This window comes from Enterobacter sp. RHBSTW-00318 (genome assembly GCF_014101375.1).
Taxonomy (GTDB): Bacteria; Pseudomonadota; Gammaproteobacteria; order Enterobacterales; family Enterobacteriaceae; genus Enterobacter; species Enterobacter ludwigii.
Genome location: NZ_JABXQH010000001.1, coordinates 1,371,743 through 1,397,388, shown reverse-complemented (window position 1 = coordinate 1,397,388; position 25,646 = coordinate 1,371,743). Strand labels below are relative to the sequence as shown.

The 25,646-nt window shown below is 54.5% G+C and carries 25 protein-coding genes and 5 tRNA genes; 19 read left to right on the top strand and 11 right to left on the bottom strand.

Features of this window, described 5'->3' with window-relative positions; translation table 11 throughout:
- Positions 1-63 precede the first annotated feature (63 nt).
- The 10 genes from tolB (at position 64) to pnuC (ending at position 5,480) form a co-directional block, all read left to right on the top strand.
- Positions 64-1,356 carry a Tol-Pal system beta propeller repeat protein TolB gene (gene tolB / locus HV157_RS06890; RefSeq protein WP_025204648.1) on the top strand — a complete coding sequence of 431 codons (1,293 nt, stop codon included), beginning with the start codon at positions 64-66 and terminating at the stop codon, positions 1,354-1,356.
- Between the two features lie 35 nt (positions 1,357-1,391).
- The gene (gene pal, locus HV157_RS06885) at positions 1,392-1,913 is read left to right on the top strand and encodes a peptidoglycan-associated lipoprotein Pal (protein ID WP_003858578.1); all 522 of its coding nucleotides are present in this window, start codon (positions 1,392-1,394) and stop codon (positions 1,911-1,913) included.
- A gap of 9 nt (positions 1,914-1,922) precedes the next feature.
- Entirely contained in the window at positions 1,923-2,717 is a 795-nt protein-coding gene (gene cpoB / locus HV157_RS06880) for a cell division protein CpoB (protein WP_014169189.1), read from the top strand.
- Positions 2,718-2,878: 161 nt separating this feature from the next.
- Positions 2,879-2,954 (top strand) — tRNA-Lys (locus tag HV157_RS06875).
- 27 nt (positions 2,955-2,981) lie between these two features.
- Positions 2,982-3,057, top strand: a tRNA-Val gene (locus HV157_RS06870).
- Positions 3,058-3,061: 4 nt separating this feature from the next.
- Positions 3,062-3,137, top strand: a tRNA-Lys gene (locus HV157_RS06865).
- Between the two features lie 139 nt (positions 3,138-3,276).
- Positions 3,277-3,352, top strand: a tRNA-Lys gene (locus tag HV157_RS06860).
- 31 nt (positions 3,353-3,383) lie between these two features.
- Positions 3,384-3,459: transfer RNA gene (locus HV157_RS06855), tRNA-Lys, on the top strand.
- Positions 3,460-3,694: 235 nt separating this feature from the next.
- Positions 3,695-4,738, top strand: coding sequence for a quinolinate synthase NadA (gene nadA / locus HV157_RS06850; RefSeq protein ID WP_040016951.1), 1,044 nt, complete (start codon positions 3,695-3,697; stop codon positions 4,736-4,738).
- A 22-nt stretch (positions 4,739-4,760) separates the two neighbouring features.
- Positions 4,761-5,480 carry a nicotinamide riboside transporter PnuC gene (gene pnuC / locus HV157_RS06845; protein WP_151887595.1) on the top strand — a complete coding sequence of 240 codons (720 nt, stop codon included), beginning with the start codon at positions 4,761-4,763 and terminating at the stop codon, positions 5,478-5,480.
- Here the strand turns inward: pnuC and zitB are convergent.
- Complete coding sequence (zitB, locus tag HV157_RS06840) at positions 5,477-6,415, bottom strand: CDF family zinc transporter ZitB (RefSeq protein WP_020884956.1); 939 nt, start codon at positions 6,413-6,415, stop codon at positions 5,477-5,479. The two genes, pnuC and zitB, sit on opposite strands and share 4 nt — an antisense overlap.
- A gap of 106 nt (positions 6,416-6,521) precedes the next feature.
- On the bottom strand, positions 6,522-6,902 hold the full coding sequence (locus HV157_RS06835) for a YbgS-like family protein (RefSeq protein ID WP_025204646.1): 381 nt from the start codon (positions 6,900-6,902) through the stop codon (positions 6,522-6,524).
- A 304-nt stretch (positions 6,903-7,206) separates the two neighbouring features.
- Between HV157_RS06835 and aroG the strand changes: the two genes are divergently transcribed.
- Positions 7,207-8,259, top strand: a complete 1,053-nt coding sequence (gene aroG, locus HV157_RS06830; RefSeq protein ID WP_040016953.1) for a 3-deoxy-7-phosphoheptulonate synthase AroG — start codon at positions 7,207-7,209, stop codon at positions 8,257-8,259.
- A gap of 61 nt (positions 8,260-8,320) precedes the next feature.
- Here the strand turns inward: aroG and gpmA are convergent, their stop codons facing one another.
- From gpmA to modE, 7 genes are all read right to left on the bottom strand, one after another.
- Complete coding sequence (gene gpmA, locus HV157_RS06825) at positions 8,321-9,073, bottom strand: 2,3-diphosphoglycerate-dependent phosphoglycerate mutase (RefSeq protein WP_020884954.1); 753 nt, start codon at positions 9,071-9,073, stop codon at positions 8,321-8,323.
- Between the two features lie 206 nt (positions 9,074-9,279).
- A complete protein-coding gene (galM, locus tag HV157_RS06820) occupies positions 9,280-10,323 on the bottom strand; it encodes a galactose-1-epimerase (protein ID WP_032677707.1) in 1,044 nt (347 codons plus the stop codon).
- Positions 10,317-11,465: a galactokinase gene (galK, locus tag HV157_RS06815; protein WP_025204645.1), complete on the bottom strand. Its 1,149-nt coding sequence runs from the start codon at positions 11,463-11,465 to the stop codon at positions 10,317-10,319. Before galK ends, galM begins: the two co-directional genes overlap by 7 nt.
- Positions 11,466-11,468: 3 nt before the next feature.
- Positions 11,469-12,515, bottom strand: coding sequence for a galactose-1-phosphate uridylyltransferase (gene galT / locus HV157_RS06810; protein WP_014169198.1), 1,047 nt, complete (start codon positions 12,513-12,515; stop codon positions 11,469-11,471).
- A gap of 9 nt (positions 12,516-12,524) precedes the next feature.
- On the bottom strand, positions 12,525-13,541 hold the full coding sequence (gene galE / locus HV157_RS06805; protein ID WP_020884951.1) for a UDP-glucose 4-epimerase GalE: 1,017 nt from the start codon (positions 13,539-13,541) through the stop codon (positions 12,525-12,527).
- A gap of 202 nt (positions 13,542-13,743) precedes the next feature.
- Positions 13,744-15,216 (bottom strand): molybdate ABC transporter ATP-binding protein ModF, encoded by a 1,473-nt coding sequence (gene modF, locus HV157_RS06800; RefSeq protein WP_182268360.1) that lies wholly within the window; start codon positions 15,214-15,216, stop codon positions 13,744-13,746.
- Between the two features lie 67 nt (positions 15,217-15,283).
- Entirely contained in the window at positions 15,284-16,072 is a 789-nt protein-coding gene (gene modE, locus HV157_RS06795) for a molybdenum-dependent transcriptional regulator (protein WP_020884949.1), read from the bottom strand.
- Positions 16,073-16,199: 127 nt separating this feature from the next.
- On the opposite strand from modE, the gene HV157_RS06790 reads away from it, so the two are divergent.
- The 4 genes from HV157_RS06790 to modC all read left to right on the top strand — a co-directional run bounded on the left by HV157_RS06790 (position 16,200) and on the right by modC (position 19,052).
- Positions 16,200-16,349, top strand: coding sequence for an AcrZ family multidrug efflux pump-associated protein (locus tag HV157_RS06790; RefSeq protein ID WP_020884948.1), 150 nt, complete (start codon positions 16,200-16,202; stop codon positions 16,347-16,349).
- Between the two features lie 179 nt (positions 16,350-16,528).
- Positions 16,529-17,302, top strand: a complete 774-nt coding sequence (gene modA / locus HV157_RS06785; protein ID WP_151887592.1) for a molybdate ABC transporter substrate-binding protein — start codon at positions 16,529-16,531, stop codon at positions 17,300-17,302.
- Positions 17,302-17,991 carry a molybdate ABC transporter permease subunit gene (gene modB, locus HV157_RS06780; protein WP_182268361.1) on the top strand — a complete coding sequence of 230 codons (690 nt, stop codon included), beginning with the start codon at positions 17,302-17,304 and terminating at the stop codon, positions 17,989-17,991. The genes modA and modB overlap by 1 nt, the downstream gene beginning before the upstream one ends.
- Before the next feature lie 2 nt (positions 17,992-17,993).
- The gene (gene modC / locus HV157_RS06775) at positions 17,994-19,052 is read left to right on the top strand and encodes a molybdenum ABC transporter ATP-binding protein ModC (protein ID WP_020884945.1); all 1,059 of its coding nucleotides are present in this window, start codon (positions 17,994-17,996) and stop codon (positions 19,050-19,052) included.
- Here the strand turns inward: modC and HV157_RS06770 are convergent, their stop codons facing one another.
- Positions 19,053-19,871, bottom strand: coding sequence for a pyridoxal phosphatase (locus HV157_RS06770; protein ID WP_182268362.1), 819 nt, complete (start codon positions 19,869-19,871; stop codon positions 19,053-19,055).
- A gap of 140 nt (positions 19,872-20,011) precedes the next feature.
- Between HV157_RS06770 and pgl the strand changes: the two genes are divergently transcribed.
- Entirely contained in the window at positions 20,012-21,007 is a 996-nt protein-coding gene (pgl, locus tag HV157_RS06765) for a 6-phosphogluconolactonase (RefSeq protein WP_182268363.1), read from the top strand.
- A 91-nt stretch (positions 21,008-21,098) separates the two neighbouring features.
- Here pgl and HV157_RS06760 read toward each other — a convergent pair whose 3' ends face one another.
- Positions 21,099-22,382: a putative acyl-CoA thioester hydrolase gene (locus HV157_RS06760; protein ID WP_014169207.1), complete on the bottom strand. Its 1,284-nt coding sequence runs from the start codon at positions 22,380-22,382 to the stop codon at positions 21,099-21,101.
- A 224-nt stretch (positions 22,383-22,606) separates the two neighbouring features.
- On the opposite strand from HV157_RS06760, the gene hutI reads away from it, so the two are divergent.
- Genes hutI through HV157_RS06745 form a run of 3 tightly spaced genes read left to right on the top strand, consistent with a single transcriptional unit; the run spans position 22,607 to position 25,519 of the window.
- Positions 22,607-23,830 carry an imidazolonepropionase gene (gene hutI / locus HV157_RS06755; protein ID WP_182268655.1) on the top strand — a complete coding sequence of 408 codons (1,224 nt, stop codon included), beginning with the start codon at positions 22,607-22,609 and terminating at the stop codon, positions 23,828-23,830.
- Positions 23,827-24,765: a formimidoylglutamase gene (gene hutG, locus HV157_RS06750; protein ID WP_047743876.1), complete on the top strand. Its 939-nt coding sequence runs from the start codon at positions 23,827-23,829 to the stop codon at positions 24,763-24,765. Before hutI ends, hutG begins: the two co-directional genes overlap by 4 nt.
- A 19-nt stretch (positions 24,766-24,784) precedes the next feature.
- Positions 24,785-25,519 (top strand): histidine utilization repressor, encoded by a 735-nt coding sequence (locus tag HV157_RS06745; protein WP_014169210.1) that lies wholly within the window; start codon positions 24,785-24,787, stop codon positions 25,517-25,519.
- The last annotated feature ends 127 nt before the right edge of the window (positions 25,520-25,646 follow it).

The following is a 25,646-nucleotide window of genomic DNA, read 5'->3' as shown; positions in this document are numbered from 1 at the left end:
TTTGGGTTTGTTAACATTCTGCTAAATTATCGTGGGTAAGGTTACCCGGATAAGGGAGATATGATGAAGCAGGCATTACGTGTAGCATTTGGTTTTTTAATGCTGTGGGCAGCAGTACTGCACGCAGAAGTACGTATCGAGATCACCCAGGGGGTGGATTCGGCACGCCCAATCGGTGTTGTTCCGTTCCAGTGGGCCGGTCCTGGCGCTGCGCCTGAAGATGCCGGTGGCATCGTTGCGGCTGACCTGCGTAACAGCGGTAAATTCAACCCATTAGATCGTTCTCGTCTGCCTCAGCAGCCGGGCAGCGCGCAGGAAGTACAGCCTGCTGCATGGTCTGCACTCGGTATTGATGCTGTCGTTGTTGGTCAGGTTACACCTAACCCGGACGGCTCTTACAACGTTGCCTGGCAGCTGGTTGATACCGGCGGTGCACCGGGTACCGTTCTGGCACAGAACTCTTACAAGGTCACTAAACAGTACCTGCGCTACGCGGCACACGCTGCCAGCGATGCGGTATTTGAAAAACTGACCGGCATTAAAGGTGCGTTCCGTACCCGTATTGCTTATGTGGTACAGACCAATGGCGGTCAGTTCCCGTATGAGCTGCGCGTATCTGACTATGATGGTTACAATCAGTTCCTGGTGAAACGTTCTTCTCAGCCGCTGATGTCTCCAGCCTGGTCTCCGGACGGTTCTAAACTGGCTTATGTTACCTTCGAAAGCGGTCGTTCAGCGCTGGTTATCCAGACGCTGGCTAACGGTGCTGTTCGCCAGGTTGCGTCGTTCCCTCGTCACAACGGTGCGCCTTCGTTCTCTCCGGACGGTACCAAACTGGCGTTTGCGCTCTCTAAAACCGGTAGCCTGAACCTGTACGTGATGGACATTGGCTCTGGTCAAATTCGCCAGGTGACCGATGGTCGCAGCAACAACACCGAACCGTCCTGGTTCCCGGACAGCCAGAACCTGGCATTTACGTCTGACCAGGCAGGTCGTCCACAAATCTATAAAGTGAACGTCAACGGCGGTGCTCCACAGCGTATTACCTGGGAAGGTTCGCAGAACCAAAACGCAGATGTGAGCAGCGACGGTAAATTTATGGTAATGGTCAGCTCCAACGGTGGGCAGCAGCACATTGCCAAACAAGATCTGGTAGCGGGTGGCGTTCAAGTTCTGTCGTCAACGTTCCTGGATGAAACGCCAAGTCTGGCACCTAACGGCACTATGGTAATCTACAGCTCTTCTCAGGGGATGGGATCTGTGCTGAATCTGGTTTCTACAGATGGGCGTTTCAAAGCGCGTATTCCGGCAACTGATGGACAGGTAAAATCACCTGCCTGGTCGCCGTATCTGTAAATAATAATTAATTGATTACTAAAGGAATCATAGAAATGCAACTGAACAAAGTGCTGAAGGGGCTGATGATCGCTCTGCCTGTAATGGCAATCGCAGCGTGTTCTTCTAACAAGAATGCAAGCAATGACCAGAGCGGCGAAGGCATGATGGGTGCCGGTACCGGTATGGACGCGAATGGCAATGGCAACATGTCTTCTGAAGAGCAAGCGCGTCTTCAGATGCAGCAGCTGCAGCAGAACAACATCGTTTACTTCGATCTGGATAAATACGACATCCGTTCTGACTTCGCTGCGATGCTGGATGCTCACGCTAACTTCCTGCGTAGCAACCCGTCTTACAAAGTCACCGTAGAAGGTCACGCGGACGAACGTGGTACTCCAGAGTACAACATCTCCCTGGGTGAACGTCGTGCTAACGCCGTTAAAATGTACCTGCAGGGTAAAGGCGTTTCTGCTGACCAGATCTCCATCGTTTCTTACGGTAAAGAAAAACCTGCAGTACTGGGTCACGACGAAGCGGCTTACTCCAAAAACCGTCGTGCCGTACTGGTTTACTAAGAGAATTGCATGAGCAGTAACTTCAGACATCATCTGTTGAGTCTGTCGTTACTGGTTGGAATAGCGGCCCCCTGGGCCGCTTTTGCTCAGGCACCAATCAGTAGTGTCGGCTCAGGCTCGGTAGAAGACCGGGTCACTCAACTCGAGCGTATTTCTAACGCTCACAGTCAGCTTTTAACCCAACTCCAGCAACAACTTTCCGACAACCAAAACGATATTGACTCTCTCCGTGGTCAGATTCAGGAAAGCCAGTATCAGCTTAACCAGGTAGTGGAACGTCAGAAGCAAATCTTGCTGCAGATGGATAGCCTCAGCAGCGGTGGCGCAGCTGCGCAGCCAGCAGCAGGCGATCAGAGCGGTGCGGCGACGTCGACCCCTGCTCCTGCGGCAGATGCTTCGGCCTCGACGGGAGCGCCTGTTCAGAGCGGTGACGCGAATACGGACTACAACGCGGCCATTGCCTTGGTACAGGATCAATCTCGTCAGGATGACGCTATCGTTGCGTTTCAGAACTTTGTGAAGAAATACCCTGATTCTACTTATCTGCCCAATGCAAATTATTGGCTGGGTCAGCTGAATTACAACAAGGGTAAAAAGGACGATGCGGCGTTTTATTTTGCCTCAGTGGTGAAAAATTACCCGAAATCGCCAAAAGCGCCTGATGCGATGTTTAAAGTCGGCGTCATCATGCAGGACAAAGGTGACACTGCGAAAGCGAAAGCGGTTTATCAGCAGGTGGTTGCTAAATTCCCTGGCACCGAAGGTGCGAAGCAGGCGCAAAAACGTCTGAATTCGATGGGATGATTATCGCATGACCAGAAATCGCGTTATTTCTGGTCGTGCAGCATGATTCGTAAGCAGTTAAGTGATCTTCATCGAAATTTTTGTTGCGCTGAATTCTTAAATCAGTAATATATGCCGCCGTTGCCACGGGATATCAAACAACGTGAAAACAGCGTAAAAGTGGGTCGTTAGCTCAGTTGGTAGAGCAGTTGACTTTTAATCAATTGGTCGCAGGTTCGAATCCTGCACGACCCACCACTTAAAGCAGTTCCGGTAGTACAGAGTGGGTGATTAGCTCAGTTGGTAGAGCATCTCCTTTACACGGAGGGGGTCGGCGGTTCGAGCCCGTCATCACCCACCACTCCGGGTCGTTAGCTCAGTTGGTAGAGCAGTTGACTTTTAATCAATTGGTCGCAGGTTCGAATCCTGCACGACCCACCAATTTTAATGTCTTACTCAGATGTTAAACGTGAAGGATAACGTTGCAACAGAAACGGCCCGTAGGGCGAGGCGAAGCCGAGTCATCCTGCACGACCCACCAGGTTATTGGTATGAGTAAAAATTCAGGCAACACCCAAGCGGGTCGTTAGCTCAGTTGGTAGAGCAGTTGACTTTTAATCAATTGGTCGCAGGTTCGAATCCTGCACGACCCACCAGCCTGAATAGATTTGCAGTACATCCCGCAAGGGGTCGTTAGCTCAGTTGGTAGAGCAGTTGACTTTTAATCAATTGGTCGCAGGTTCGAATCCTGCACGACCCACCAATGCAAAAAAGCGCCCTAAAGGCGCTTTTTTGCTATCTGTATTCCGCATATTTTGACCTTGCAGGTCGGCTCCGGCGAAGTCGCCATCCGATGCGTGCTACGCACACCTATTTCCGGTGACTTTTTCTCGCAAATTCGCTATCTTGTTTAGTATACAAAACACATTTGCCGTCCGTTTTGCTATGTCATGCAAAAGTAAGGCAATAATGTTAAGCCAGTAAAACGAGAAGCCATAATGAGCGTGATGTTTGATCCAGAAGCCGCAATCTATCCCTTCCCGCCAAAGCCTGTCCCGCTGAGTCAGGATGAGAAGCAGTTTTACCGTGAGAAGATCAAACGTCTTCTCAAAGAGCGAGATGCAGTGATGGTTGCACATTACTACACCGACCCGGAAATCCAGCAACTGGCGGAAGAGACCGGGGGCTGCATCTCTGACTCTCTGGAGATGGCACGCTTTGGTGCCAGACATCCTGCTTCCACGTTACTGGTCGCAGGCGTTCGCTTTATGGGTGAAACCGCAAAGATTCTCAGCCCTGAAAAAACCATTCTGATGCCAACGCTACATGCGGAGTGTTCACTCGACCTCGGCTGTCCGATTGATGCGTTCTCGGCCTTCTGCGATGCCCATCCGGACCGTACCGTGGTGGTCTATGCCAATACCTCTGCCGCAGTGAAAGCGCGGGCAGACTGGGTCGTGACGTCAAGCATCGCCGTTGAACTGATTGAGCATCTGGACAGTCTGGGCGAGAAAATCATCTGGGCGCCTGACCGCCATCTCGGTAATTACGTGCAGAAGCAGACCGGCGCTGACGTGCTTTGCTGGCAGGGTGCCTGTATTGTTCATGACGAATTTAAGACGCAGGCGCTCTCGCGCATGAAGGCGCTTTACCCGCACGCAGCGATCCTTGTTCACCCGGAATCACCGCAGTCCATTGTCGACATGGCGGATGCCGTGGGATCCACAAGCCAGCTTATCAATGCTGCCAGGACGCTGCCGCACAAGCAGCTCATCGTGGCAACCGACCGCGGTATCTTCTATAAGATGCAGCAGGCCGTGCCTGAGAAAGAGCTGCTTGAAGCACCAACGGCGGGCGAGGGGGCGACGTGTCGTAGCTGCGCGCACTGCCCGTGGATGGCGATGAACGGCCTGAAAGCTATTGCTGAGGGGCTGGAGAAAGGCGGAGCAGCGCATGAAATCCATGTGGATGCTGCTCTGCGTGAAGGTGCGTTAATTCCGCTTAACCGCATGCTGGATTTTGCGGCTACACTACGTACTTAATTCAATACGCCCTGGGGAAAAGATGGATTTTTTTAGCACACAGAACATTCTGGTTCATATACCGATTGGTGCAGGTGGCTATGACCTGTCATGGATTGAGGCCGTGGGTACGCTGGCTGGGTTATTGTGTATCTGGCTGGCAAGCCTGGAGAAGATCAGCAACTACGCGTTCGGGTTAATTAACGTTACGCTCTTTGCGATTATCTTCTTCCAGATCCAGCTGTACGCCAGCCTGCTTTTGCAGTTGTTCTTCTTTGCGGCGAACATTTACGGTTGGTACGCGTGGTCGCGGCAGAACAGCCAGCAGGAGGCGGAGCTGCAAATCCGCTGGCTGCCCTTACCGAAAGCCATCGCCTGGTTTGTCGCCTGCGTTGTCGCCATTGGTTTAATGACCGTCTATATCAACCCGGTGTTTGCATTCCTGACCCGTGTCGCGGTGTCGGTCATGTCTGGCCTCGGGCTGAATGTCGCTATGCCAACACTCCAGCCGGATGCTTTCCCGTTCTGGGACTCCTGCATGATGGTGCTATCGATTGCGGCGATGATCCTGATGACCCGTAAATACGTTGAGAACTGGCTGCTCTGGGTAGTCATTAACGTCATTAGCGTGGTTATTTTTGCACTTCAGGGCGTCTATGCGATGTCGCTGGAGTATCTGCTGCTGACCTTCATTGCCCTGAACGGGAGCCGGATGTGGATTAATAGCGCGCGTGAGCGAGGCTCTCGCGCGCTTTCGAACTAATGATGGTGATGATGTGAATGGCCGGACTGCGCCTCGTTCAGGTGGCAGTCCGGGCCGTTACAGGGCTGGTACTCCATCTGGATGGTGGCGTGGCCAATCTCATAGTGATGTTCGAGAAAGTGCTGGATGCGCTCAAGCAGGCCATCATGGTCATGGGTAGGGATCACCTGGACGTGCAATGTCATGACGGGTTTCTCACCCACCAGCCAGACGTGAACATGATGCACATTGCGCACCTCGGGCACGGAACGACGCAGGTTGCGTTTAAGCTCGGCAATGTCCACGGATGCCGGCGCCCCTTCAAGCAGTTCATTCACGCTCTCCTTCAGCAGCCGCCAGGCACTGCGCAATACCAGACACGATACCAGCACGGAAAGAATCGGGTCGACGGGCGTCCAGCCGGTATAAAGGATCACCAGCGCGGCCACAATAGCACCGACGGAACCCAGTAAATCGCCCATGACATGCAGAGCCGCAGCGCGCACGTTGAGGTTCTTTTCTCCGCTGCCGCGATGCAAAATCCAGAACGCCAGAAGATTCGCCAGCAGACCTGCTACGGCGATAACCATCATTGTCGCTCCGGCGACCGGCTGAGGGTGTCGAAAGCGCTGTATGGCTTCCCAGACGATAAGAAGGGTGATAACCACCAGAGCAATAGCGTTAACAAACGCCGCCAGAGTGGTCAGTCGCAGCCAGCCAAAGGTATGACGCGCGTTAGGCGGACGACGGGCAAACTGCACGGCCAACAGGGCAAAGAGCAGGGCGGCGGCATCGGTAAGCATATGTCCGGCATCCGCCAGAAGCGCCAGAGAGCCGGAAACCAGGCCACCAATGACCTCGATAACCATAAACGTTGCCGTGACGCCGAAGGCCAGCATAAGGCGTTTAGCGTTGTCATCGCCAGGAGACGGGGTGTGTGAATGCGTGTGCGCCATATCAGCTTTCCTTTTTGTTATTGTTTTTAGTGTAGCGTTTTTAATGGCTTACTCCAAAAAGAAAGGAGAGCCAGAGCTCTCCTTTTACGTTTACATCCGTCACGGATTATTGGGTTGTGCCATCCGTTTTGGTATTGGCATCGTCGCCCACTTTGTCATTCGAATTCGGACACTTACCGTCTTTGCACATGGTGTTCTTATGCATCTCATCGGTACTCATCGTGTCATGATTCATGGTGCCAGAGCCGCTACTGTCCGGATGCAACATCGTGCCTCCGGTATTAGTGTTCCCGGTATTGATCTGGCTGTTATCGACATTATTCGGGGCGATATTCTGTTTTGCATCAGGGGCGACCTGTCCCGCCGCCGCCGCGGCATTCGCGTCACCGTTGTTATCTGTTGAGCCCGTCTCAGCGGCAAGGACGCTGCCGCTTGCCAGGGTAAGGGAGGCTGTGAGGAAGAGGGTTGCCAGTTTCGTCATTTTCATCTTGGTGCTCCTGTTCTTGTCGTTACGCTGGATAACATTTTCCAACAGTGCATCTTTTTCAGAGGCGAAAGATTCCGTCATACGGACTTACGTCAGTATGGAATCGCGTTTAATCAAACAAAAGTGGTTGTTACAGTTAAAAAGCTTAGGTTAGATCTCGTTTTTCGCTATTTTGTGGCGATTTTTAGGTGAATTCCAGGAATTATCTGCGTGAAGTGTAAAACCGTGTTTACACTTTCTGGTCGGCAAGTTAGATTGAAAGGATTGCTTTCATTACTAAAGATATGGCAGAGCTGGAAAGAAAATGAATTATCAGAACGACGATTTACGTATTAAAGAGATCAATGAGTTATTACCTCCTGTAGCACTCCTTGAGAAATTCCCCGCCACTGAAAATGCCGCAAACACGGTGTCTCATGCTCGTAAAGCGATCCATAAGATCCTGAAAGGTAATGACGATCGTCTTCTGGTGGTGATTGGCCCTTGCTCAATTCACGATCCTGCTGCGGCCAAAGAGTACGCAGCAAGGTTGCTTCAGCTTCGCGAAGAACTGCAAGGCGAGCTGGAAATTGTCATGCGTGTTTACTTTGAAAAGCCGCGTACAACCGTTGGCTGGAAAGGGCTCATTAACGACCCGCATATGGATAACAGTTTCCAGATCAACGACGGTCTGCGTATTGCGCGCAAACTGCTGCTGGAGATCAACGACAGCGGTTTGCCGGCTGCCGGTGAGTTCCTCGACATGATTACGCCGCAATATCTGGCGGATCTGATGAGCTGGGGCGCAATCGGTGCGCGTACTACAGAATCTCAGGTTCACCGCGAACTGGCGTCAGGTCTCTCGTGTCCGGTTGGTTTTAAAAACGGTACCGATGGCACCATTAAGGTGGCAATTGACGCCATCAATGCCGCCGGGGCACCGCACTGCTTCCTGTCCGTCACCAAATGGGGTCACTCCGCCATTGTGAATACCAGCGGTAACGGTGACTGTCATATTATTCTGCGTGGCGGTAAAGAGCCGAACTACAGCGCAAAACATGTCGCAGACGTGAAGGTCGGGCTGGAAAAAGCGGGTCTGCCACAACAGGTGATGATCGACTTCAGCCATGCCAACTCCAGCAAGCAGTTTAAAAAGCAGATGGAAGTCGGCGCCGATGTTTGTCAGCAGATTGCCGGCGGTGAGAACGCGATCATTGGCGTGATGATCGAAAGCCATCTGGTGGAAGGCAACCAGAATCTGGAAGGCAGCGAGCCGCTGGTCTACGGTAAGAGCGTCACGGACGCCTGCATCGGCTGGGACGATACGGATGTCCTTCTGCGTCAGCTGGCGAATGCGGTAAAAGCGCGTCGCGGCTGAGTTTCAGGAGCCAAATAAAAAAGCGTGGATTGCTCCACGCTTTTTTTATGTCCAGCGAAAATTATTTCGCTTTACCCTGGTTCGCTACAGCCGCGGCTTTTGCAGCGATCTCATCAGCGTTGCCCAGATAGTAATGTTTGATTGGTTTGAAGTTTTCGTCGAACTCATACACCAGCGGAACGCCAGTTGGGATGTTCAGTTCGAGGATCTCGTCTTCACCCATGTTGTCCAGGTATTTCACCAGCGCACGCAGGGAGTTACCGTGAGCTGCGATGATCACGCGCTCGCCGCTTTTCAGGCGTGGCAGAATGGTTTCGTTCCAGTAAGGCACAACGCGGTCGATGGTCAGCGCCAGGCTCTCGGTCGTTGGCAGCTCAGCATCCGTCAGTTTCGCGTAACGCGGGTCGTGGCCCGGGTAGCGCTCGTCATCTTTGGTCAGCTCTGGTGGGGTTACCGCGAAGCCGCGACGCCACTGTTTAACCTGCTCGTCACCGTATTTTTCAGCGGTTTCCGCTTTGTTCAGACCCTGCAGCGCACCGTAGTGACGCTCGTTCAGTTTCCAGGATTTCTCAACCGGCAGCCAGGCCTGATCCAGTTCGTCCAGAACGTTCCACAGAGTATGGATGGCACGTTTCAGCACAGAGGTGTAAGCAAAATCAAAGCTGAAGCCTTCAGCCTTCAGCAGTTTACCTGCTGCTTTTGCTTCGCTTACGCCTTTTTCTGACAGATCAACGTCGTACCAACCGGTAAAGCGGTTTTCGTTGTTCCACTGGCTTTCGCCATGACGCACCAGGACCAGCTTAGTTACAGCCATATCGTACTCCTCATAAGCTTTATTGAATGATAACAATTCTCATTATATTGCCGTGACAGTGCCAGCAGCAACGCTTAACCCTAACCATAGCGAAAATAGTCTCTGAGTGTAAGATGCTTGTGAATCCAGGGTTATGATTTTGTCTGCGATCGGCGCTATTTTCAGCAACACGGAGAGAAAAAGCCCTCCGCAAGGAGGGCTGGGAATTATGAATGCGGGATGAAATGATATTCTGTCACGCTAACGTACTCTTCACCCGGGCGCAGCACACAGTCCGGCTGTGGCCATTCTGGATGGTTCGGGCTGTCCGGAAGGAACTCGCTTTCCAGCGCCAGACCTTGCCAGTCGCTGTACTCTTCATGTTCGCGTGCCGTGGTACCGCCAAGGTAGTTGCCTGAATAGAATTGCAGGGCAGGGGCCGTGGTGTAGACCGTCATCTGCAGTTTCTCATCTGCAGACCAGACCTGCGCGGCAGGCTGAGTCACATCACCTTTCGCCTGCAGCAGGAACGCGTGGTCATAGCCTTTCACCTTGCGCTGATCGTCATCGCTCAGGAAATCCTGTGCGATGGTTTTTCCGCTGCGGAAATCAAAGCTGGTACCGCTGACGGCCTTGAGCCCCTGATACGGGATCCCCATTTCATCCACCGGCAGATAGGCATCGGCCAGGATCTGGAGCGTGTGATTACGCACGTCGCACTGGTTGCCGTCCAGGTTGAAATAAGCGTGGTTGGTCAGATTGACCGGGCACGGCTTATCAACTTTCGCACGATATTCAATGGCGATACGGTTATCGTCAGCCAGCGTGAAATGCGCGAACGCGGTGAGGTTACCGGGGAATCCCTGGTCACCGTCACGCGAGTCCAGTGAGAACAGCACTTCGCGGTCGTTTTGCTGAACGATTTTCCAGCGGCGCTTATCGAACCCTTCAGGTCCACCGTGCAACTGGTTTTCGCCCTGACTGGAAAGCAACGAGTAACGCTCGCCATCAAGTTCGAAAGCGCTTTTCGCGATGCGGTTAGCATAACGGCCGACAGACGCGCCAAGATAGGCGGACTGATTGACATACTGCTCAGGCGACGCGCAGCCAAGCAGGGTTTCACGTACGCTGCCATCAGGCATTGGTACGCGAGCGGATAGCAAAGTGGCACCCCAGTCCATTAACGTAACCACCATTCCTGCGCTGTTGCGCAGGGTTAACAGGCGATACGGCAGGCCATCCGGGGCAAGGGTTGGCGTTTCGTTTAGCACTGTCCTGCTCCTTGTGATGCTTTACACACGTAGAAAGTTTCTTTAATACCTGTTTTCGCTTCGTACTGTTTTTCCACCGCCTGCTGGACGGCAGGGACGAGCTCTTCCGGCATCAGGGCAACAATGCAGCCACCGAAGCCGCCGCCGGTCATACGCACGCCGCCTTTATCGCCAATCGTGGCTTTGACGATGTCCACCAGGGTATCGATTTGCGGAACGGTGATTTCAAAATCATCGCGCATGGAGGCGTGAGATTCTGCCATCAGTTCACCCATACGTTTCAGGTCGCCTTTCGCCAGCGCGGACGCCGCTTCAACGGTACGGGCATTTTCCGTCAGCACATGACGAACGCGTTTCGCCACTACCGGATCCAGTTCGTGCGCCACTTTATTGAATTCGTTGAGCGAAACGTCACGCAGCGCAGGTTGCTGGAAGAAACGTGCGCCGGTTTCACACTGCTCGCGGCGGGTGTTGTACTCGCTGCCCACCAGCGTGCGTTTAAAGTTGCTGTTAATAATTACCACAGCTGCGCCTTTTGGCAAGGGAACGGCTTTGGTGCCCAGAGAGCGGCAGTCGATAAGCAAGGCATGCTCTTTTTTACCCAGCGCAGAGATCAACTGGTCCATGATGCCGCAGTTACAGCCCACAAACTGGTTTTCCGCTTCCTGACCATTCAGGGCGATTTGTGCCCCGTCCAGCGGCAGATGATAAAGCTGCTGGAAGACGGTACCCACGGCGACTTCCAGCGACGCGGACGAGCTTAACCCGGCGCCCTGAGGCACGTTTCCGCTGATGACCAGATCAGCGCCGCCCACGTTTTTATTACGTTTCTGCAGGTGTTTTACCACGCCGCGCACGTAGTTAGACCATTGCTGGCTGTCGTGGGTAACGATGGGTGCATCGAGGGAAAACTCATCCGTCTCATTGTTGTAATCCGCTGCAATAACGCGGACTTTGCGATCATCGCGCTTAGCGCAGCTAATGACCGTCTGGTAATCAATGGCGCACGGCAGAACGAAACCATCGTTATAGTCGGTATGTTCACCAATCAGGTTCACGCGGCCAGGCGCCTGAATGACATGGGTGGCAGGGTAGCCAAATTTCTCAGCAAACAGGGATTGTGTTTTATCTTTCAGACTCATTTTTTAGACTCCTGATTCGCGATAATGGACGTCACTCACAGCACGCAGGCGTTCTGCAGCCTGTTCTGCCGTCAGGTCACGCTGGGTTTCTGCCAGCATTTCATAGCCCACCATGAATTTACGTACCGTCGCAGAGCGCAGCAGCGGCGGATAGAAATGGGCATGCAACTGCCAGTGTTGATTCTCTTCACCGTTAAACGGAGCGCCATGCCAGCCCATTGAGTACGGGAAGGAGCACTGGAACAGGTTGTCATAACGGCTGGTCAGTTTCTTCAGTGCCAGGGCGAGGTCATCGCGCTGTGCGTCGCTCAGATCGGTGATGCGCAGAACCTGTGCTTTTGGCAGAAGCAGCGTCTCAAATGGCCATGCTGCCCAGTAAGGTACGACGGCCAGCCAATGCTCGGTTTCCACCACCGTTCGGCTGCCATCGGCCAGTTCACGACGGGTGTAATCCACCAGCATCGGCGATCCGTTTTCCGCGAAATAGGCTTTTTGCAGACGGTCTTCACGCTCGGCTTCGTTTGGCAGGAAACTGTTGGCCCAGATCTGACCGTGCGGGTGCGGGTTAGAGCAGCCCATTGCCGCGCCCTTGTTTTCGAACACTTGTACCCACGGGTAGGTCTGACCCAGCTCAGCAGTTTGCGTCTGCCAGGTGCTGACGACCTCTTTCAGCGCGTCAACACTCAGCTCCGGCAGCGTTTTGCTGTGGTCGGGCGAGAAACAGATAACACGGCTGGTGCCGCGCGCGCTTTCACAGCGCATCAGCGGGTCCTGGCTATCCGGCGCGTCGGGCGTGTCGGTCATCAGGGCGGCAAAATCGTTGGTGAAAACGAAGGTGCCTTTGTAGTCCGGGTTTTTATCGCCCGTCACACGCGTGTTGCCCGGACACAGGAAGCAGTCCGGGTCGTGCTGGGGAAGCGTCTGTTTTGCAGGCGTCTCTTGCGCCCCCTGCCAGGGGCGCTTGGCGCGATGCGGAGAAACCAAAATCCATTGCCCGCTTAGCGGGTTAAAACGACGATGCGGATGATCGACGGGATTGAACGAAGTCATGACGGATCCTTAGTCCGGATAACCTTGTGGATGGCGAGACTGCCAGTGCCAGGTATCCTGTGCCATTTCATCAAGCGTGCGGGTGACACGCCAGTTAAGCTCTTTATCGGCTTTGGAGGCATCGGCCCAGTAAGCCGGGAGGTCGCCTTCACGGCGCGGTGCGAAGTGATAGTTCACAGGCTTACCGCAGGCCTTACTGAAGGCATTCACGACGTCCAGCACGCTGCTGCCGATCCCGGCGCCGAGGTTATAAATATGCACGCCTGGCTTATCGGCCAGCTGCTGCATTGCCGCCACGTGGCCGTCGGCCAGATCCATGACGTGGATATAATCACGCACACCGGTACCGTCTTCGGTTGGATAATCATTACCGAAAATAGCCAGAGACTCACGGCGGCCAACGGCCACCTGGGCGATGTACGGCATCAGGTTATTCGGGATGCCCTGTGGATCTTCACCCATATCGCCTGACGGATGGGCGCCAACCGGGTTGAAGTAGCGCAGCAAGGCGATGCTCCATTCAGGCTGTGCTTTTTGCAGATCGGTGAGGATCTGCTCCACCATCAGTTTGCTTTTGCCATACGGGCTTTGCGGCGTACCGGTCGGGAAGCTTTCAACGTAAGGGATTTTTGGCTGATCGCCGTAGACGGTTGCGGAAGAGCTGAAGATAAAGTTTTTGACGTTCGCTGCGCGCATGGCGGAGATCAAACGCAGGGTACCGTTGACGTTGTTGTCGTAATACTCCAGCGGTTTCGCGACGGATTCACCCACCGCTTTCAGGCCGGCGAAATGGATCACCGTCTCAATGGCATGGTCGTGAAGGATCTCGGTCATCAACGCTTCATTGCGGATGTCGCCTTCCACGAAGGTCGGTTGTTTACCGCCAAGACGTTCAATCACAGGCAGCACGCTGCGCTTACTATTGCACAGGTTGTCGAGGATGATGACATCATGACCATTTTGCAGCAGCTGCACGCAGGTATGACTACCAATGTAACCGCTACCACCTGTTACCAGAACTCGCATATTTCGCTCCATTGGGCTTATGGTATGTAATAACCATAGCATAACAGAGACGCGAAAAGTGTGACATGGGATAAAATAGTGGAATCGTTTACACTGCTTTTAAAATCCGTTTTTTGGCGGCAATGCGACATTGTAGATCAAAGGGATAGTGAAGTCTTTGTGCAGGTTATCCGAAAAAACGGAGGGGCAGAGCCCTCCGGAGTTAATCGATTTTGCTCAGCAGGTACTGATAGCGTTCACCGTCGGGCACAAACTCGAGGCGGTGCGTAATGCAGGACGGGGCATCTTCGGCATGATGGGAAACGAACAGCAGCTGCGTTTCGCCTTCGCTAATCAGGACATCCACAAAACGGCGGATCAGCTGGCGGTTTAATGGGTCCAGGCCCTGTAGCGGTTCGTCGAGGATCAGAAGGGTCGGGTGTTTCACCAGCGCGCGAACGATCAGCGCCAGACGCTGCTGTCCCCATGAAAGGCTATGAAACGGCGCGTTAGCGACCCGATTATCCATCCCCAGAATATCCAGCCACTGCTGGGCCAGCTTATGCTGTTTGTCCGAGACCGCCTGATAAATGCCGATGGAATCAAAATACCCGGACAGGATCACATTGCGCACGGTGGTGCTGACCCGGTAATCCAGATGCAGGCTGCTGCTGACATAGCCGATATGCTTTTTGATATCCCAGATCGTTTCACCGCTTCCGCGGCGGCGGCCAAACAGGGTGAGATCGTTACTGTAGCCCTGAGGGTGATCGCCGGTGATCAGGCTCAGCAGCGTTGATTTTCCCGCGCCGTTGGGGCCAACAATTTGCCAGTGTTCACCCGGGTTGACCGTCCAGCTGAGATGATTAAGGATCGGCCGATCGTCATACGCTACCACGCCATCACGCAGCACGATGCGCGGCTGGTGGGGATCTAACGCGTGGCGGGCAGAAGGTGCGTCCGGTTCCGGCAGCGTAATGCCGTCCAGGTTTTCACTGTGCGCCAGTTGGGCAATTAACGCCTGCTTAAGTAACGCCGATTTTTCGCCGGTTTCAGTCAGGTTGCAGTCAGCGAGCACGCCGGCGTTCTGAATAAACTCAGGAATTTCATCAAAACGGTTAAGCACCAGTACCAGCGTATAGCCCTGCTGGTTAAGCGAGCCGAGCAGGGTGGCCAGCTGTGCGCGGGACTGCACGTCGAGACCGTCGAACGGTTCATCCAGAATCAACAGTTCCGGCTCGCTCATCAGCGCCTGACACAGCAGCGTTTTTCGGGTTTCACCGGTCGAGAGGTATTTAAAGCGCCGGTTCAGCAGGGAGGTGATGCCAAACTGTTCTGCCAGATACACACAACGGGAAGGATTGTTGACCTCATCCTGAATAATGTCTGCCGTTGTGCGGCCCGTATCCTCTTCGCCCGGGCTGAGTAAATCGGTGTTATTGCGCTGCCATTCATCGCTCACCAGCTTTTGCAGCTGTTCAAATGATAGGCGCGTCAGGCGCGTAAAGTTACACTGGTATTCACCTTTAAGGTGCGCGAGCTCTCCGCTCAGCGCACGGGCCAGCGCTGATTTCCCGCTTCCGTTTGTACCGACAAACGCCCAGCTTTCACCGGCGCGTATTGTTAAATCAGAAATCGTCAGCGTTCGGGTGTCGCTAAGACGAAACGTGCCTTGCGAAATATGCAATGATGACATGACTTATCCCATTTTTTGCAGCAACAGATGTCAGGGATACTCACTGTCGACACGCTTGTCAATGTGCTCAGCACAATGTGGCGATAATCACCCGGTCGGCGTTGAAATATGCGGTCACCACAGCACCTTCTTCTAATTCTGCGGCGTCGCTGAGGGGAAGGGTTGCGCAGATTTCTTGCCCGTCCGGCAGGGTCATCAGTACTTCACACTGCTCTTCACCGCGTTCAACGTGGCGGATGGCACCGCGTAGCTGGTTATCAGCGGCTTTTGCTTTTTCGGCATCGGCAGTGATATTCACCCATGGCGCTTTCAGTAACACCAGCACCTCTTTACCTTCATTCAGCGCCAGTCGGTCTGCGCTTTGTGCGGTAATCGCGGCTTTCAGACGGGTTGTTCCATCGGCAAGCAGGATCTCAATATGACGCTGCACCTGGGCGTTATCGCCCGCCATCACCGTACCAAACCACTGGTTACGGGCGCTGGTTTGCAGCGAAAAGCGGGAAATGGCAGCTAGCAGGCTGTCCAGCGGGAGATTATCGTCGTCACTTAACACATCAAATGCTTTTTGCTGGATCTGCGCCAGCAGATCATACAGCTGAACCAGGCGCTGGCCGTAACGTGTCAGGATCGCACCTCCACCGCCTTTGCCGCCCGTGGCCCGGTCAACCAGCGTTTGCTCGCTCAGGGTGTTCATGTCGTTGATGGCATCCCAGGCGCTTTTATAGCTAATGCCAGCGTTCTTAGCCCCCTGGCTTATTGAACCGGTTTGTTCTATTTGTTTAAGCAGGGCGATACGTCGCGGATCGGCGAAAAGCTTCTGCTGTAGTCGTAGAGTGAGGAGAATTTCGGCCTGCATAACACTGTCCTGGCAAAAAGTGCATTGTGACCCAAATGGCGAAGGTCGCAAAGGGCACCGCACAAAAGGGGATGTTTTTCTCACTTTTCAGGGTAGAATAAGCCATTCACAATATCTGGAGAAAACCATGTTGGAATTGTTGAAAAGTCTGGTATTCGCCGTGATCATGGTACCAGTAGTGATGGCCGTTATCCTCGGTGCCATCTACGGCCTGGGTGAAGTGTTCAACGTATTTTCGAACATTGGTCACAGAGACCAGGCTAAAAAGCAGCATTAATTTCCCCCCGAAACGCCCGGCTTGCCCGGGCGTTTTGCTCTCAAGTATTTCCCTTTCTCGCCGATATTATTTAAAGCATCAGCTTGCTGTACCCCTTGAGCGGTACGATTTAACGCTGGGATCTCCCCGGAGTTACCGTTATATTAGTGTGTATATAACGATACTCACAGGAGCTACAAATGGCACGTACATGGGTACGCCTTTTCGCAGGGGCAACGCTGACACTTTCGCTGAGCGGACACGCGCTGGCTGACGAGGGTAAAATTACCGTCTTTGCGGCGGCGTCGTTGACCAACGCGATGCAGGATATTGCGACAGCGTATAAAAAAGAGAAGAACGTCGAGGTGGTCTCCTCTTTTGCTTCTTCATCGACGCTGGCACGTCAGATTGAAGCGGGAGCACCGGCCGATCTGTTCATCTCTGCAGACCAGAAGTGGATGGATTACGCGGCTGAAAAGAAATCGATTGATGCGACTACCCGCGAAACATTGCTGGGGAATAGCCTTGTCGTGGTGGCGCCGAAAGCCAGTCAGCAAGGCGAAATCAGTATCAACAAAGAGACCCCCTGGACCCGGCTGCTGAACGGAGGACGCCTGGCCGTTGGCGATCCGGAGCATGTACCGGCGGGGATCTACGCCAAAGAAGCATTGCAAAAACTGGGTGCCTGGGAGACGTTATCGCCCACACTGGCTCCGGCTGAAGATGTGCGCGGTGCTCTGGCGCTGGTTGAACGTAATGAAGCGCCGCTGGGGATAGTCTACGGGTCGGACGCCGTCGCCAGTAAAGGGGTGAAAGTGGTTGGTACGTTCCCGGAAGACTCCCACAAGAAAGTGGAATATCCTGTTGCGATTGTTGATGGACATAAAAATGCGACCGTGACGGCCTTCAGCGAATACCTGAAGGGACCCGAAGCGTCCGCAATCTTTAAACGTTACGGATTTACGACTCACTAATGATATTGACCGATTCTGAATGGCAGGCTGTCCTGCTGAGCCTGAAAGTCTCTTCCCTGGCGGTTGCGCTGAGTTTGCCCTTTGGGATCTTCTTTGCCTGGTTACTGGTTCGCTGTAAGTTTCCCGGCAAAGCCCTGCTGGATAGCGTTCTTCATCTTCCCCTCGTGTTGCCACCGGTGGTGGTTGGCTACCTGCTGCTGGTGTCGATGGGGCGGCGCGGTTTTATTGGCGAATGGTTATATGACTGGTTTGGGCTGACGTTTGCGTTTAGCTGGCGAGGGGCGGTACTGGCGGCGGCGGTGATGTCATTCCCGCTGATGGTCAGGGCTATTCGCCTGGCGCTGGAAGGGGTTGATATCAAACTGGAACAGGCTGCCCGCACGCTGGGAGCCGGGCGCTGGCGCGTCTTTTTCACCATCACGCTCCCGCTTACGCTGCCGGGCATTATTGTCGGCACGGTACTGGCGTTTGCCCGCTCGCTCGGTGAGTTTGGTGCCACGATTACCTTTGTGTCGAATATCCCCGGTGAGACGCGGACGATCCCGTCAGCAATGTACACCCTGATTCAGACGCCGGGTGGAGAAGGTGCCGCGGCGCGGCTGTGCATCATCTCAATTGTGCTGGCGCTGGTCTCGCTGCTGGTTTCGGAATGGCTGGCGCGACTCAGTCGCGAGCGGATGGGGAAATAGTCATGCTCGAACTTCAGTTCACCCAGACGCTGGGAAATCATACCCTGACCCTTAACGAAACGCTGCCTGCGAGCGGCATTACCGCCATCTTTGGCGTATCTGGTGCAGGGAAAACCTCATTGATCAATGCCATCAGCGGACTGACGCGGCCGCAGTCCGGACGGATTGTGCTCAACGATCGCGTCTTAAACGACGTTGAGAACAAAATTTACCTGGCACCGGATAAGCGGCGAATTGGTTATGTTTTTCAGGATGCGCGATTATTTCCGCATTACAGCGTGCGCGGTAATCTTCGCTACGGCATGGCCAAAAGCATGGCCGCGCAATTTGATAAGCTGGTGGCGCTGCTGGGCATTGAGTCACTGCTGGACCGGCTCCCTTCATCGCTTTCTGGTGGTGAAAAACAGCGCGTAGCGATAGGCCGCGCGTTGCTCACCGCGCCAGAACTGCTGTTGCTCGACGAACCGCTGGCCTCGCTGGATATTCCGCGAAAACGTGAACTGCTGCCCTATCTTCAGCGCCTTGCGCGTGAAATCAATATCCCGATGCTCTACGTCAGCCACTCGCTGGATGAGATCCTGCATCTGGCCGATAAAGTGCTGGTACTGGAAGAGGGCAGCGTTAAGGCATTCGGTAATCTGGAAGAGGTGTGGGGCAGCAGCGTGATGCACCCGTGGTTACCGAAGGAGCAGCAGAGCAGCATCCTTAAGGTGAGCGTGCTGGAACATCACCCACATTATGCGATGACCGCACTGGCGCTGGGCGACCAGCATTTGTGGGTCAACAAAATCGACAAACCGCTGCAGTCTGCGTTGCGTATACGTATTCAGGCTTCAGATGTCTCTCTGGTGCTGCAAGCGCCGCTGCAGACCAGTATTCGCAATATCCTGCGCGCGAAAGTGGCGGAGTGTTTTGATGATAACGGTCAGGTTGAGGTGAAGCTCGAGGTGGGCAGCAAGACGCTCTGGGCGCGCATCAGTCCGTGGGCCAGAGATGAGTTAGGAATCAAACCTGGCCTGTGGCTTTACGCGCAAATCAAGAGCGTCTCCATCACCACCTGATTACAGCAGGTGGGTATAAATATACTGCGCGATGCTGTCGGTGGTGTTATCACCAATCACGACGTTAGCACGCGCTTTTACCGCATCGTCGGCGTTGCCCATTGCCACGCCTGTACCGGCGGCCTCCAGCATGCTGATGTCGTTGTAGTTATCGCCAAAGGCAATCACATCCTGCATTGACCCGCCCTGTGACTCCACGAACTGCGTCAGACGCTTGCCTTTGCTGTTGCCTTTGCGGGCGATATCGACCTGGTCGTGCCAGGACCACTCGCACTCCAGACCCAGCGTTTGTTCAACGTGCGTCGCGAAGGCATTCAGTTTGGTGGTATCTTCATCCGTCAGCGCAAATTTCCAGATAGCATCGACATCCTGAGCCGTCTGGCGCAGGGAGGAAACCTGGGTAAAGACCGGACGCTGCGCTTCAGGCAGAGACAATGCCCAGTTGCTGGTGCGGATCACGTGGCCTGTCGGACGTTCATACACCATTGCGTTATCCACATACATCAGGCCGTGAATGGCATGCTCATCAAGCAGATCAATCAATTGCAGCGCCTGAGGCACGGGCAGCGGATCGGATTCTAAAACCTTTTTTGCCTGATAATCATACAAATAAGTGCCATTACAACAAATTGCAGGTGTATCTAACGCCAGTGCCTGATAAAAAGGATGAATGGCAACGTGATGTCGACCCGTTACGATAAGGAGTTGATATCCCACTTCCTGCGCGCGTTTGAGTGCTTCAAGGGAAGAGGGGAGAAGGGTTTTCTGCGGAGTAAGTAAGGTACCGTCTAAATCCAGAGCTATTACACGCGAGGTCATTTGTTTTTCCGGGTTAATATTGAATTTACGTTCTGAAGGGATGGTACACCGAGAGGCAAAGGCTTCAAAATTCCCGATGACAATTCAGCATTCACCGTCAAAAGTTAACTACTTTCATGCGCAGTGAGGAGTGAATATTCATGAAACAAACCGTTTATACCGCCAGTCCTGAAAGCCAGCAGATCCACGTCTGGCGTTTAAATACCGAGGGTACCCTCACGCTGGTTCAGGTTGTTGATGTGCCAGGTCAGGTGCAGCCGATGGTTATCAGCCCGGATAAACGTTTCTTGTACGTGGGTGTGCGCCCGGAGTTTCGCGTGCTGGCCTACCGCATCTCGCCGGACGACGGCGCGCTGACTTACACTGCGGAAGCACCTTTACCGGGCAGCCCAACGCATATCTCCACCGATCGCAAAGGCAACTTCATCTTCAGCGGCTCTTACAATGCCGGCTGTGTCAGCGTAACGCGTCTGGAAGCGGGCCTACCGCTTGAAACCGTGGAGGTGGTTGACGGGCTGGAAGGATGCCACTCGGCGAATATTTCTCCGGATAACCGTACGCTGTGGGTCCCTGCGCTGAAACAGGATCGTATCTGCCTGTTTACCCTGAGCGATGATGGGCACCTGGTGGCGCAGAATCCTGCTGAAGTGACCACCGTTGAGGGCGCGGGCCCGCGCCATCTGGTGTTCCACCCGAACCAACAGTACGCCTATGTGGTGAACGAGCTGAACAGTTCTGTTGACGTATGGGAACTGAAAGATCCTAACGGCAAGATTGAGTGCGTGCAGACGCTGGATATGATGCCGTCTGACTTCTCTGACACCCGCTGGGCGGCTGATATTCACATCACCCCGGATGGGCGTCATCTGTATGCCTGCGACCGTACCTCCAGCCTGATTACGGTATTCAGCGTTTCTGAAGACGGTAGCGTGCTGGCGATTGAAGGTTTCCAGCCTACCGAAACCCAGCCACGCGGGTTTAATATCGATCACAGCGGTAAATACCTGATTGCGGCGGGGCAAAAATCTCACCACATCGCGCTGTACGAAATCAAAGGTGCGCAGGGGCTGCTGGAAGAGAAAGGGCGTTACGCCGTCGGCCAGGGGCCAATGTGGGTGGTGGTAAACGCACACTAAAAGGCTTAAAACAAAAAACCTCGCAAATGCGAGGTTTTTTTATGCCCGGTGGGCACCGGGCGAGTACAGCAAAAGACATCAACGCATTCTTTTATTGCTTAGGCTCAGCAACCACTTTGCTACCCAGACCGCGGTTGTTGTATTCCCACATGCGGTTGAAGTTCGCGTCATTCAGGTTGCGTTGCACGTTACCTTTATCATCCACGCTACCGGTATTGCCGGAGAAAGGACGTTTGGAGATAGCGGCATCGGCCCATGGCTTAGCCATGTTGAAACCTTCGTTGATCACGCTGTCACGAATAACAACCTGACCGTTGGTGGCAGAGTCCACATCCAGCGAGCGGCCCAGCTGCGCGACGCCGTCACCGGACGCGTTAAAGCGGCTGTTAACGGCCAGGAAGCCGTAGAACAGGTTAGATTGCGTGGCCGGGGCAAACACATAACCTTCCTGCTGAGTGCGTGAATTCACCACGCGGAAATCGGTGTTCTCAAACACCACCGCGCCGCGACCGGAGACCAGATCCACGTCACCTTCAACGTAGCTGTTAGTGACCAGCGTACGGGTCAGACGGTTATTCTGCAGCGTGTTCTGAACACCGCTGTTCGTCACAAAGAAGGTGTTCTGACGGCCGAGAATATTCACGTTGTTGATCTGTACTTTATCGCCATCGCTACGCAGTGCAACGGCCTGGTGGTTACCGGCATCCACGCTATCGCCCAGGGTATTCTGAATGGTCAGGTTTTGCAGCTGCAGGCCATTATTCTGAGACCAGACGACCGCCGAACACATCACGCCGATAGTAGCTGCACGCTTGCTCTGGCAGTTGTCAAACATATACCACGCCGGTTTGCCTGGCATGTATTTACCCGCCGGGTTGACCAGGCGACGCCAGGTGTTGCTGTCGATTTCAGAATCAATCGCCAGACCAATTTTCACGTCGACCGCTTTCTCGCCTGTCCCGTAAAGGGTGATGCTGCCCGGTGCTGCCGGAACGTAAACGGTGCCTTCATATTCCCCAGGCAGGATCGCGATGTACTGGCGAGAGGCGCTGTGTTTTGTGATAGCCGCGTCAACCGCAGCCTGAATCGTCGTGTGCGTCACGCCCTGCGTGCCTGCCGGACCGACAACGAAGTCAGGTTGTTTCGGCAGGTTAATAGAAGACGGTGTCCACGGCGCAGCGTTAGGGTCCATCGCCGAGAAGTAGTGTGCACGGTCAAAGTTCTTCGCTTCATCAGCGGACAAAATCGGACGAGAGGCGGTACCCGGTGCAACCTGCTCAGAAGGCTGCTGGTCCGGTGGGGTAGAACTGCATGCGGATAATGTCACGCCAAAGGCGAGCGCTAACGCCAGACGGGAAATCCTGGAAATGTTCAAGGTAAAGCTCCTGGGTATGCAAGTCTTAACGGGATAGACGAAATAGCCTGCTTTTTTATACTAAGTTGAGCGAAACGGGAAGATAAAAAGGGTAAAAGATGCATTTTTTACCCGCGGGAGGCGGGAAAGTCATCACAAATAAATAACATTTTCCGCCAGAGCGGTTGACAGCAGGGGGCAGATGAAAATAAATGTCTATACAACCCATGACAAGTGGAATGCCCATGCAGCAGCTTCATCCCGACGATGTAATATGGCGCAATGCGCGACTGGCGACAATGATCCCGGACGACAGCACGCCTTATGGCCTGAAAGCGCAGCACGCCCTGGTGGTGCGCGGCCAGACGATTCTGGCCGTTATTCCCGAATCCGACATCCCTTCCGGCCACCGTCACTGTGTCGATCTGCACGGTCGTCTGGTCACGCCCGGGCTGATTGACTGCCATACCCACCTGGTGTTCGGTGGCGATCGTGCGGCAGAGTGGGAGCAGCGTCTGAACGGCGTCTCTTATCAAACCATCAGCGCGCAGGGGGGCGGGATTAACGCGACCGTGACGGCGACTCGGAGCAGTTCGCCCGAGACCCTGCTCAGGCTGGCGCAACAGCGTCTGCAGCGGCTGATCGATGAAGGGGTGACCACGGTTGAAATCAAGTCGGGATATGGTCTCAACGCCGAAGCGGAAGAGAAGATGCTGCAGGTCGCCCGCCAGCTGGGCCAGAACAATCCGGTAGAGATCAGCCCAACGCTTCTGGCTGCGCATGCGGTTCCGGCGGAATACCGCCACGACGCGGACGCGTATCTCACCAGGGTGTGCGAGCAGATGATGCCCACGCTGTGGCAAAAAGGCTTATTCGAAGCCGTGGATGTGTTTTGCGAAAACGTCGGCTTCACGCCAGCGCAAACCGAGCGGCTTTTCCGCGCTGCCACTGCCCTGGGGATTCCGGTCAAAGGACACGTGGAACAGCTTTCAAATCTTGGCGGCGCGGCGCTGGTCAGCCGCTTTAAGGGGCTTTCCGCCGATCATATTGAATATCTCGACGACGCCGGTATTCAGGCGATGGCGCACAACGGCACGGTTGCGGTATTACTGCCGGGGGCGTTCTATTTTCTTCAGGAGCGCCAGCGTCCGCCGGTTGAACAGCTCAGAAAAGAGGGCGTTCCCATGGCTGTCGCCACCGACTATAACCCCGGCACCAGCCCGTTCGCGAGTATTCATCTCGCGATGAATATGGCCTGCGTGCAGTTTGGCCTGACGCCTGAAGAGGCCTGGGCTGGCGTGACGCGACATGCTGCCCAGGCGCTGGGACGCGGGGCCACGCACGGGCAGCTGCAGGCTGGATTCGTGGCTGACTTTGTCGTCTGGGATGCACATCACCCGGTCGAAATGGTCTACGAGCCGGGACGCAATCCGTTGTATCAACGTATTTTCCGTGGGGAGAGCATATGAGACTCTGGCGGCCGGTTGCCGAGACCGTCTGGCAGGGGCGTGACGACAGCGCCGAGGCCAGCAATGCAAAACGTATTTTTCAGACCCTGCGACAGATGCCGGTATTTACCCCTCAGTCGTCCGGCATCGCTTTGATAGGGTTTGAATGTGATGAAGGGGTAAAACGCAATCAGGGCAGGCCCGGCGCCGTACAGGCCCCGGAGGTGCTTCGCAAAGCGCTGGCGAACATGGCAAGTCATCATGGACATGACCGGCTGGTGGATATGGGGTCGGTGTATGTCGAGGGCGATAATCTGGAAGCGGCTCAGCGGGCGTTAAGCGATGCCGTGCAGGCCTGCCAGCAGTCCGGCATGCGTACGCTGGTTTTTGGCGGGGGACACGAGACCGCCTGGGCGCATGGCCGCGGGGTTCTGGATGCTTTCCCGAACGCGCGCGTGGTGGTGATAAATCTGGATGCACACCTTGACCTGCGCAAGGCGGACCGCGCGACCTCCGGCACGCCGTTTCGTCAGCTGGCACACTACTGTGCGGAACAGGCGCGCGATTTTCAGTATGCCTGCCTGGGCGTCAGCCGGGCGGCGAACACGCAGGCGCTGTGGGATGAAGCTGAGCGACTAAACGTCACGCTGGTGGAAGACCTTCATTTCAGGCGAGATGCATTATCGGCTCTGGACAAGGTCCTGGCCCAGGCCGACCGCGTTTACCTCACCATTGACCTCGATGTTTTGCCTGCTGGCGAAATGCCAGCCGTCTCAGCGCCCGCGGCGTTAGGGGTACCCGCGCTGGATCTTCTGCCGGTGATTGAACACATCTGCCGCAGTGGAAAACTGCAGGCTGCCGATCTGGTAGAATTTAACCCGCAGTACGATCGGGACGGACAGGGGGCAAAGCTTGCCGCCCGTCTGGCCTGGCAAATTGCTCACTGGTGGGCATAACAACGTTTAAGGAGTCAGGATGTTTTCACGCTCACCGCTGTCGCAGTCCAGCCCTCCCGCGCCTTTCTACGAAAAGGTAAAGCAGGCTATCAGCGAAAAAATCGCAACCGGCGTCTGGCGGCCGCACGATCGCATTCCGTCCGAGGCCGAACTGGTCGCACAGTTTGGTTTTAGCCGAATGACCATCAACCGGGCGCTGCGCGAGCTGACCGATGAGGGCCTTCTGGTGCGTCTGCAGGGGGTCGGGACCTTCGTCGCGGAGCCGAAAGGGCAATCGGCACTGTTTGAGATCAGAAGTATTGCCGATGAGATAGCCTCGCGTAACCATCAGCACCACTGTGAAGTGCTGGTGCTCGAAGAGACACAGGCCAGCGCTGAGCAGGCCGTGGAGCTGAATGTCAAAGAGGGAAGCCGCATCTTTCATTCCGTGATGGTGCATTATGAAAACGACATCCCGGTGCAGATTGAAGATCGCTGCGTGAACGCCGATCGGGTGCCCGAGTACCTGGATCAGGATTACACCCAGACCACGCCGCATGCCTATCTTTCGCTCATCGCGCCGCTGACGGAAGGGGAGCACATCGTGGAAGCGGTTCGCGCTACGCCGCAGGAGTGCGAACTGTTGCGGATCAAAGAGCACGATCCTTGCCTGCTCATTCGTCGCCGTACCTGGTCTTCGTCGCATATTGTGTCGCATGCCAGACTACTGTTCCCGGGAAATCGATACCGGCTGCAGGGCCATTTCATGTCGTAAGGGTCATACGTTTTAAAAGCGTGATAGCTAACGCAATATAACAAAATTGTATCTTTTTTGTTAAATCCGACCTTGTGTGTGCTTGTCTATACAAGTATATCTGAATACATCATCTGTCCCGTATGAG

Bases quoted from the DNA above. Each gene is read 5' to 3' on its own strand.
- HV157_RS06790 (WP_020884948.1), top strand. From the start codon at position 16,200: ATGTTGGAATTGTTGAAAAGTCTGGTATTCGCCGTGATCATGGTACCA.
- modE (WP_020884949.1), bottom strand. From the start codon at position 16,072: ATGCAGGCCGAAATTCTCCTCACTCTACGACTACAGCAGAAGCTTTTC.
- HV157_RS06835 (WP_025204646.1), bottom strand. From the start codon at position 6,902: ATGAAAATGACGAAACTGGCAACCCTCTTCCTCACAGCCTCCCTTACC.
- HV157_RS06770 (WP_182268362.1), bottom strand. From the start codon at position 19,871: ATGACCTCGCGTGTAATAGCTCTGGATTTAGACGGTACCTTACTTACT.
- pnuC (WP_151887595.1), top strand. From the start codon at position 4,761: ATGGATTTTTTTAGCACACAGAACATTCTGGTTCATATACCGATTGGT.
- gpmA (WP_020884954.1), bottom strand. From the start codon at position 9,073: ATGGCTGTAACTAAGCTGGTCCTGGTGCGTCATGGCGAAAGCCAGTGG.
- cpoB (WP_014169189.1), top strand. From the start codon at position 1,923: ATGAGCAGTAACTTCAGACATCATCTGTTGAGTCTGTCGTTACTGGTT.
- galT (WP_014169198.1), bottom strand. From the start codon at position 12,515: ATGACTTCGTTCAATCCCGTCGATCATCCGCATCGTCGTTTTAACCCG.
- galK (WP_025204645.1), bottom strand. From the start codon at position 11,465: ATGAGTCTGAAAGATAAAACACAATCCCTGTTTGCTGAGAAATTTGGC.
- modA (WP_151887592.1), top strand. From the start codon at position 16,529: ATGGCACGTACATGGGTACGCCTTTTCGCAGGGGCAACGCTGACACTT.
- modB (WP_182268361.1), top strand. From the start codon at position 17,302: ATGATATTGACCGATTCTGAATGGCAGGCTGTCCTGCTGAGCCTGAAA.
- tolB (WP_025204648.1), top strand. From the start codon at position 64: ATGAAGCAGGCATTACGTGTAGCATTTGGTTTTTTAATGCTGTGGGCA.
- galE (WP_020884951.1), bottom strand. From the start codon at position 13,541: ATGCGAGTTCTGGTAACAGGTGGTAGCGGTTACATTGGTAGTCATACC.
- HV157_RS06745 (WP_014169210.1), top strand. From the start codon at position 24,785: ATGTTTTCACGCTCACCGCTGTCGCAGTCCAGCCCTCCCGCGCCTTTC.
- pgl (WP_182268363.1), top strand. From the start codon at position 20,012: ATGAAACAAACCGTTTATACCGCCAGTCCTGAAAGCCAGCAGATCCAC.
- hutI (WP_182268655.1), top strand. From the start codon at position 22,607: ATGCAGCAGCTTCATCCCGACGATGTAATATGGCGCAATGCGCGACTG.
- aroG (WP_040016953.1), top strand. From the start codon at position 7,207: ATGAATTATCAGAACGACGATTTACGTATTAAAGAGATCAATGAGTTA.
- nadA (WP_040016951.1), top strand. From the start codon at position 3,695: ATGAGCGTGATGTTTGATCCAGAAGCCGCAATCTATCCCTTCCCGCCA.
- hutG (WP_047743876.1), top strand. From the start codon at position 23,827: ATGAGACTCTGGCGGCCGGTTGCCGAGACCGTCTGGCAGGGGCGTGAC.
- pal (WP_003858578.1), top strand. From the start codon at position 1,392: ATGCAACTGAACAAAGTGCTGAAGGGGCTGATGATCGCTCTGCCTGTA.
- zitB (WP_020884956.1), bottom strand. From the start codon at position 6,415: ATGGCGCACACGCATTCACACACCCCGTCTCCTGGCGATGACAACGCT.
- modC (WP_020884945.1), top strand. From the start codon at position 17,994: ATGCTCGAACTTCAGTTCACCCAGACGCTGGGAAATCATACCCTGACC.
- modF (WP_182268360.1), bottom strand. From the start codon at position 15,216: ATGTCATCATTGCATATTTCGCAAGGCACGTTTCGTCTTAGCGACACC.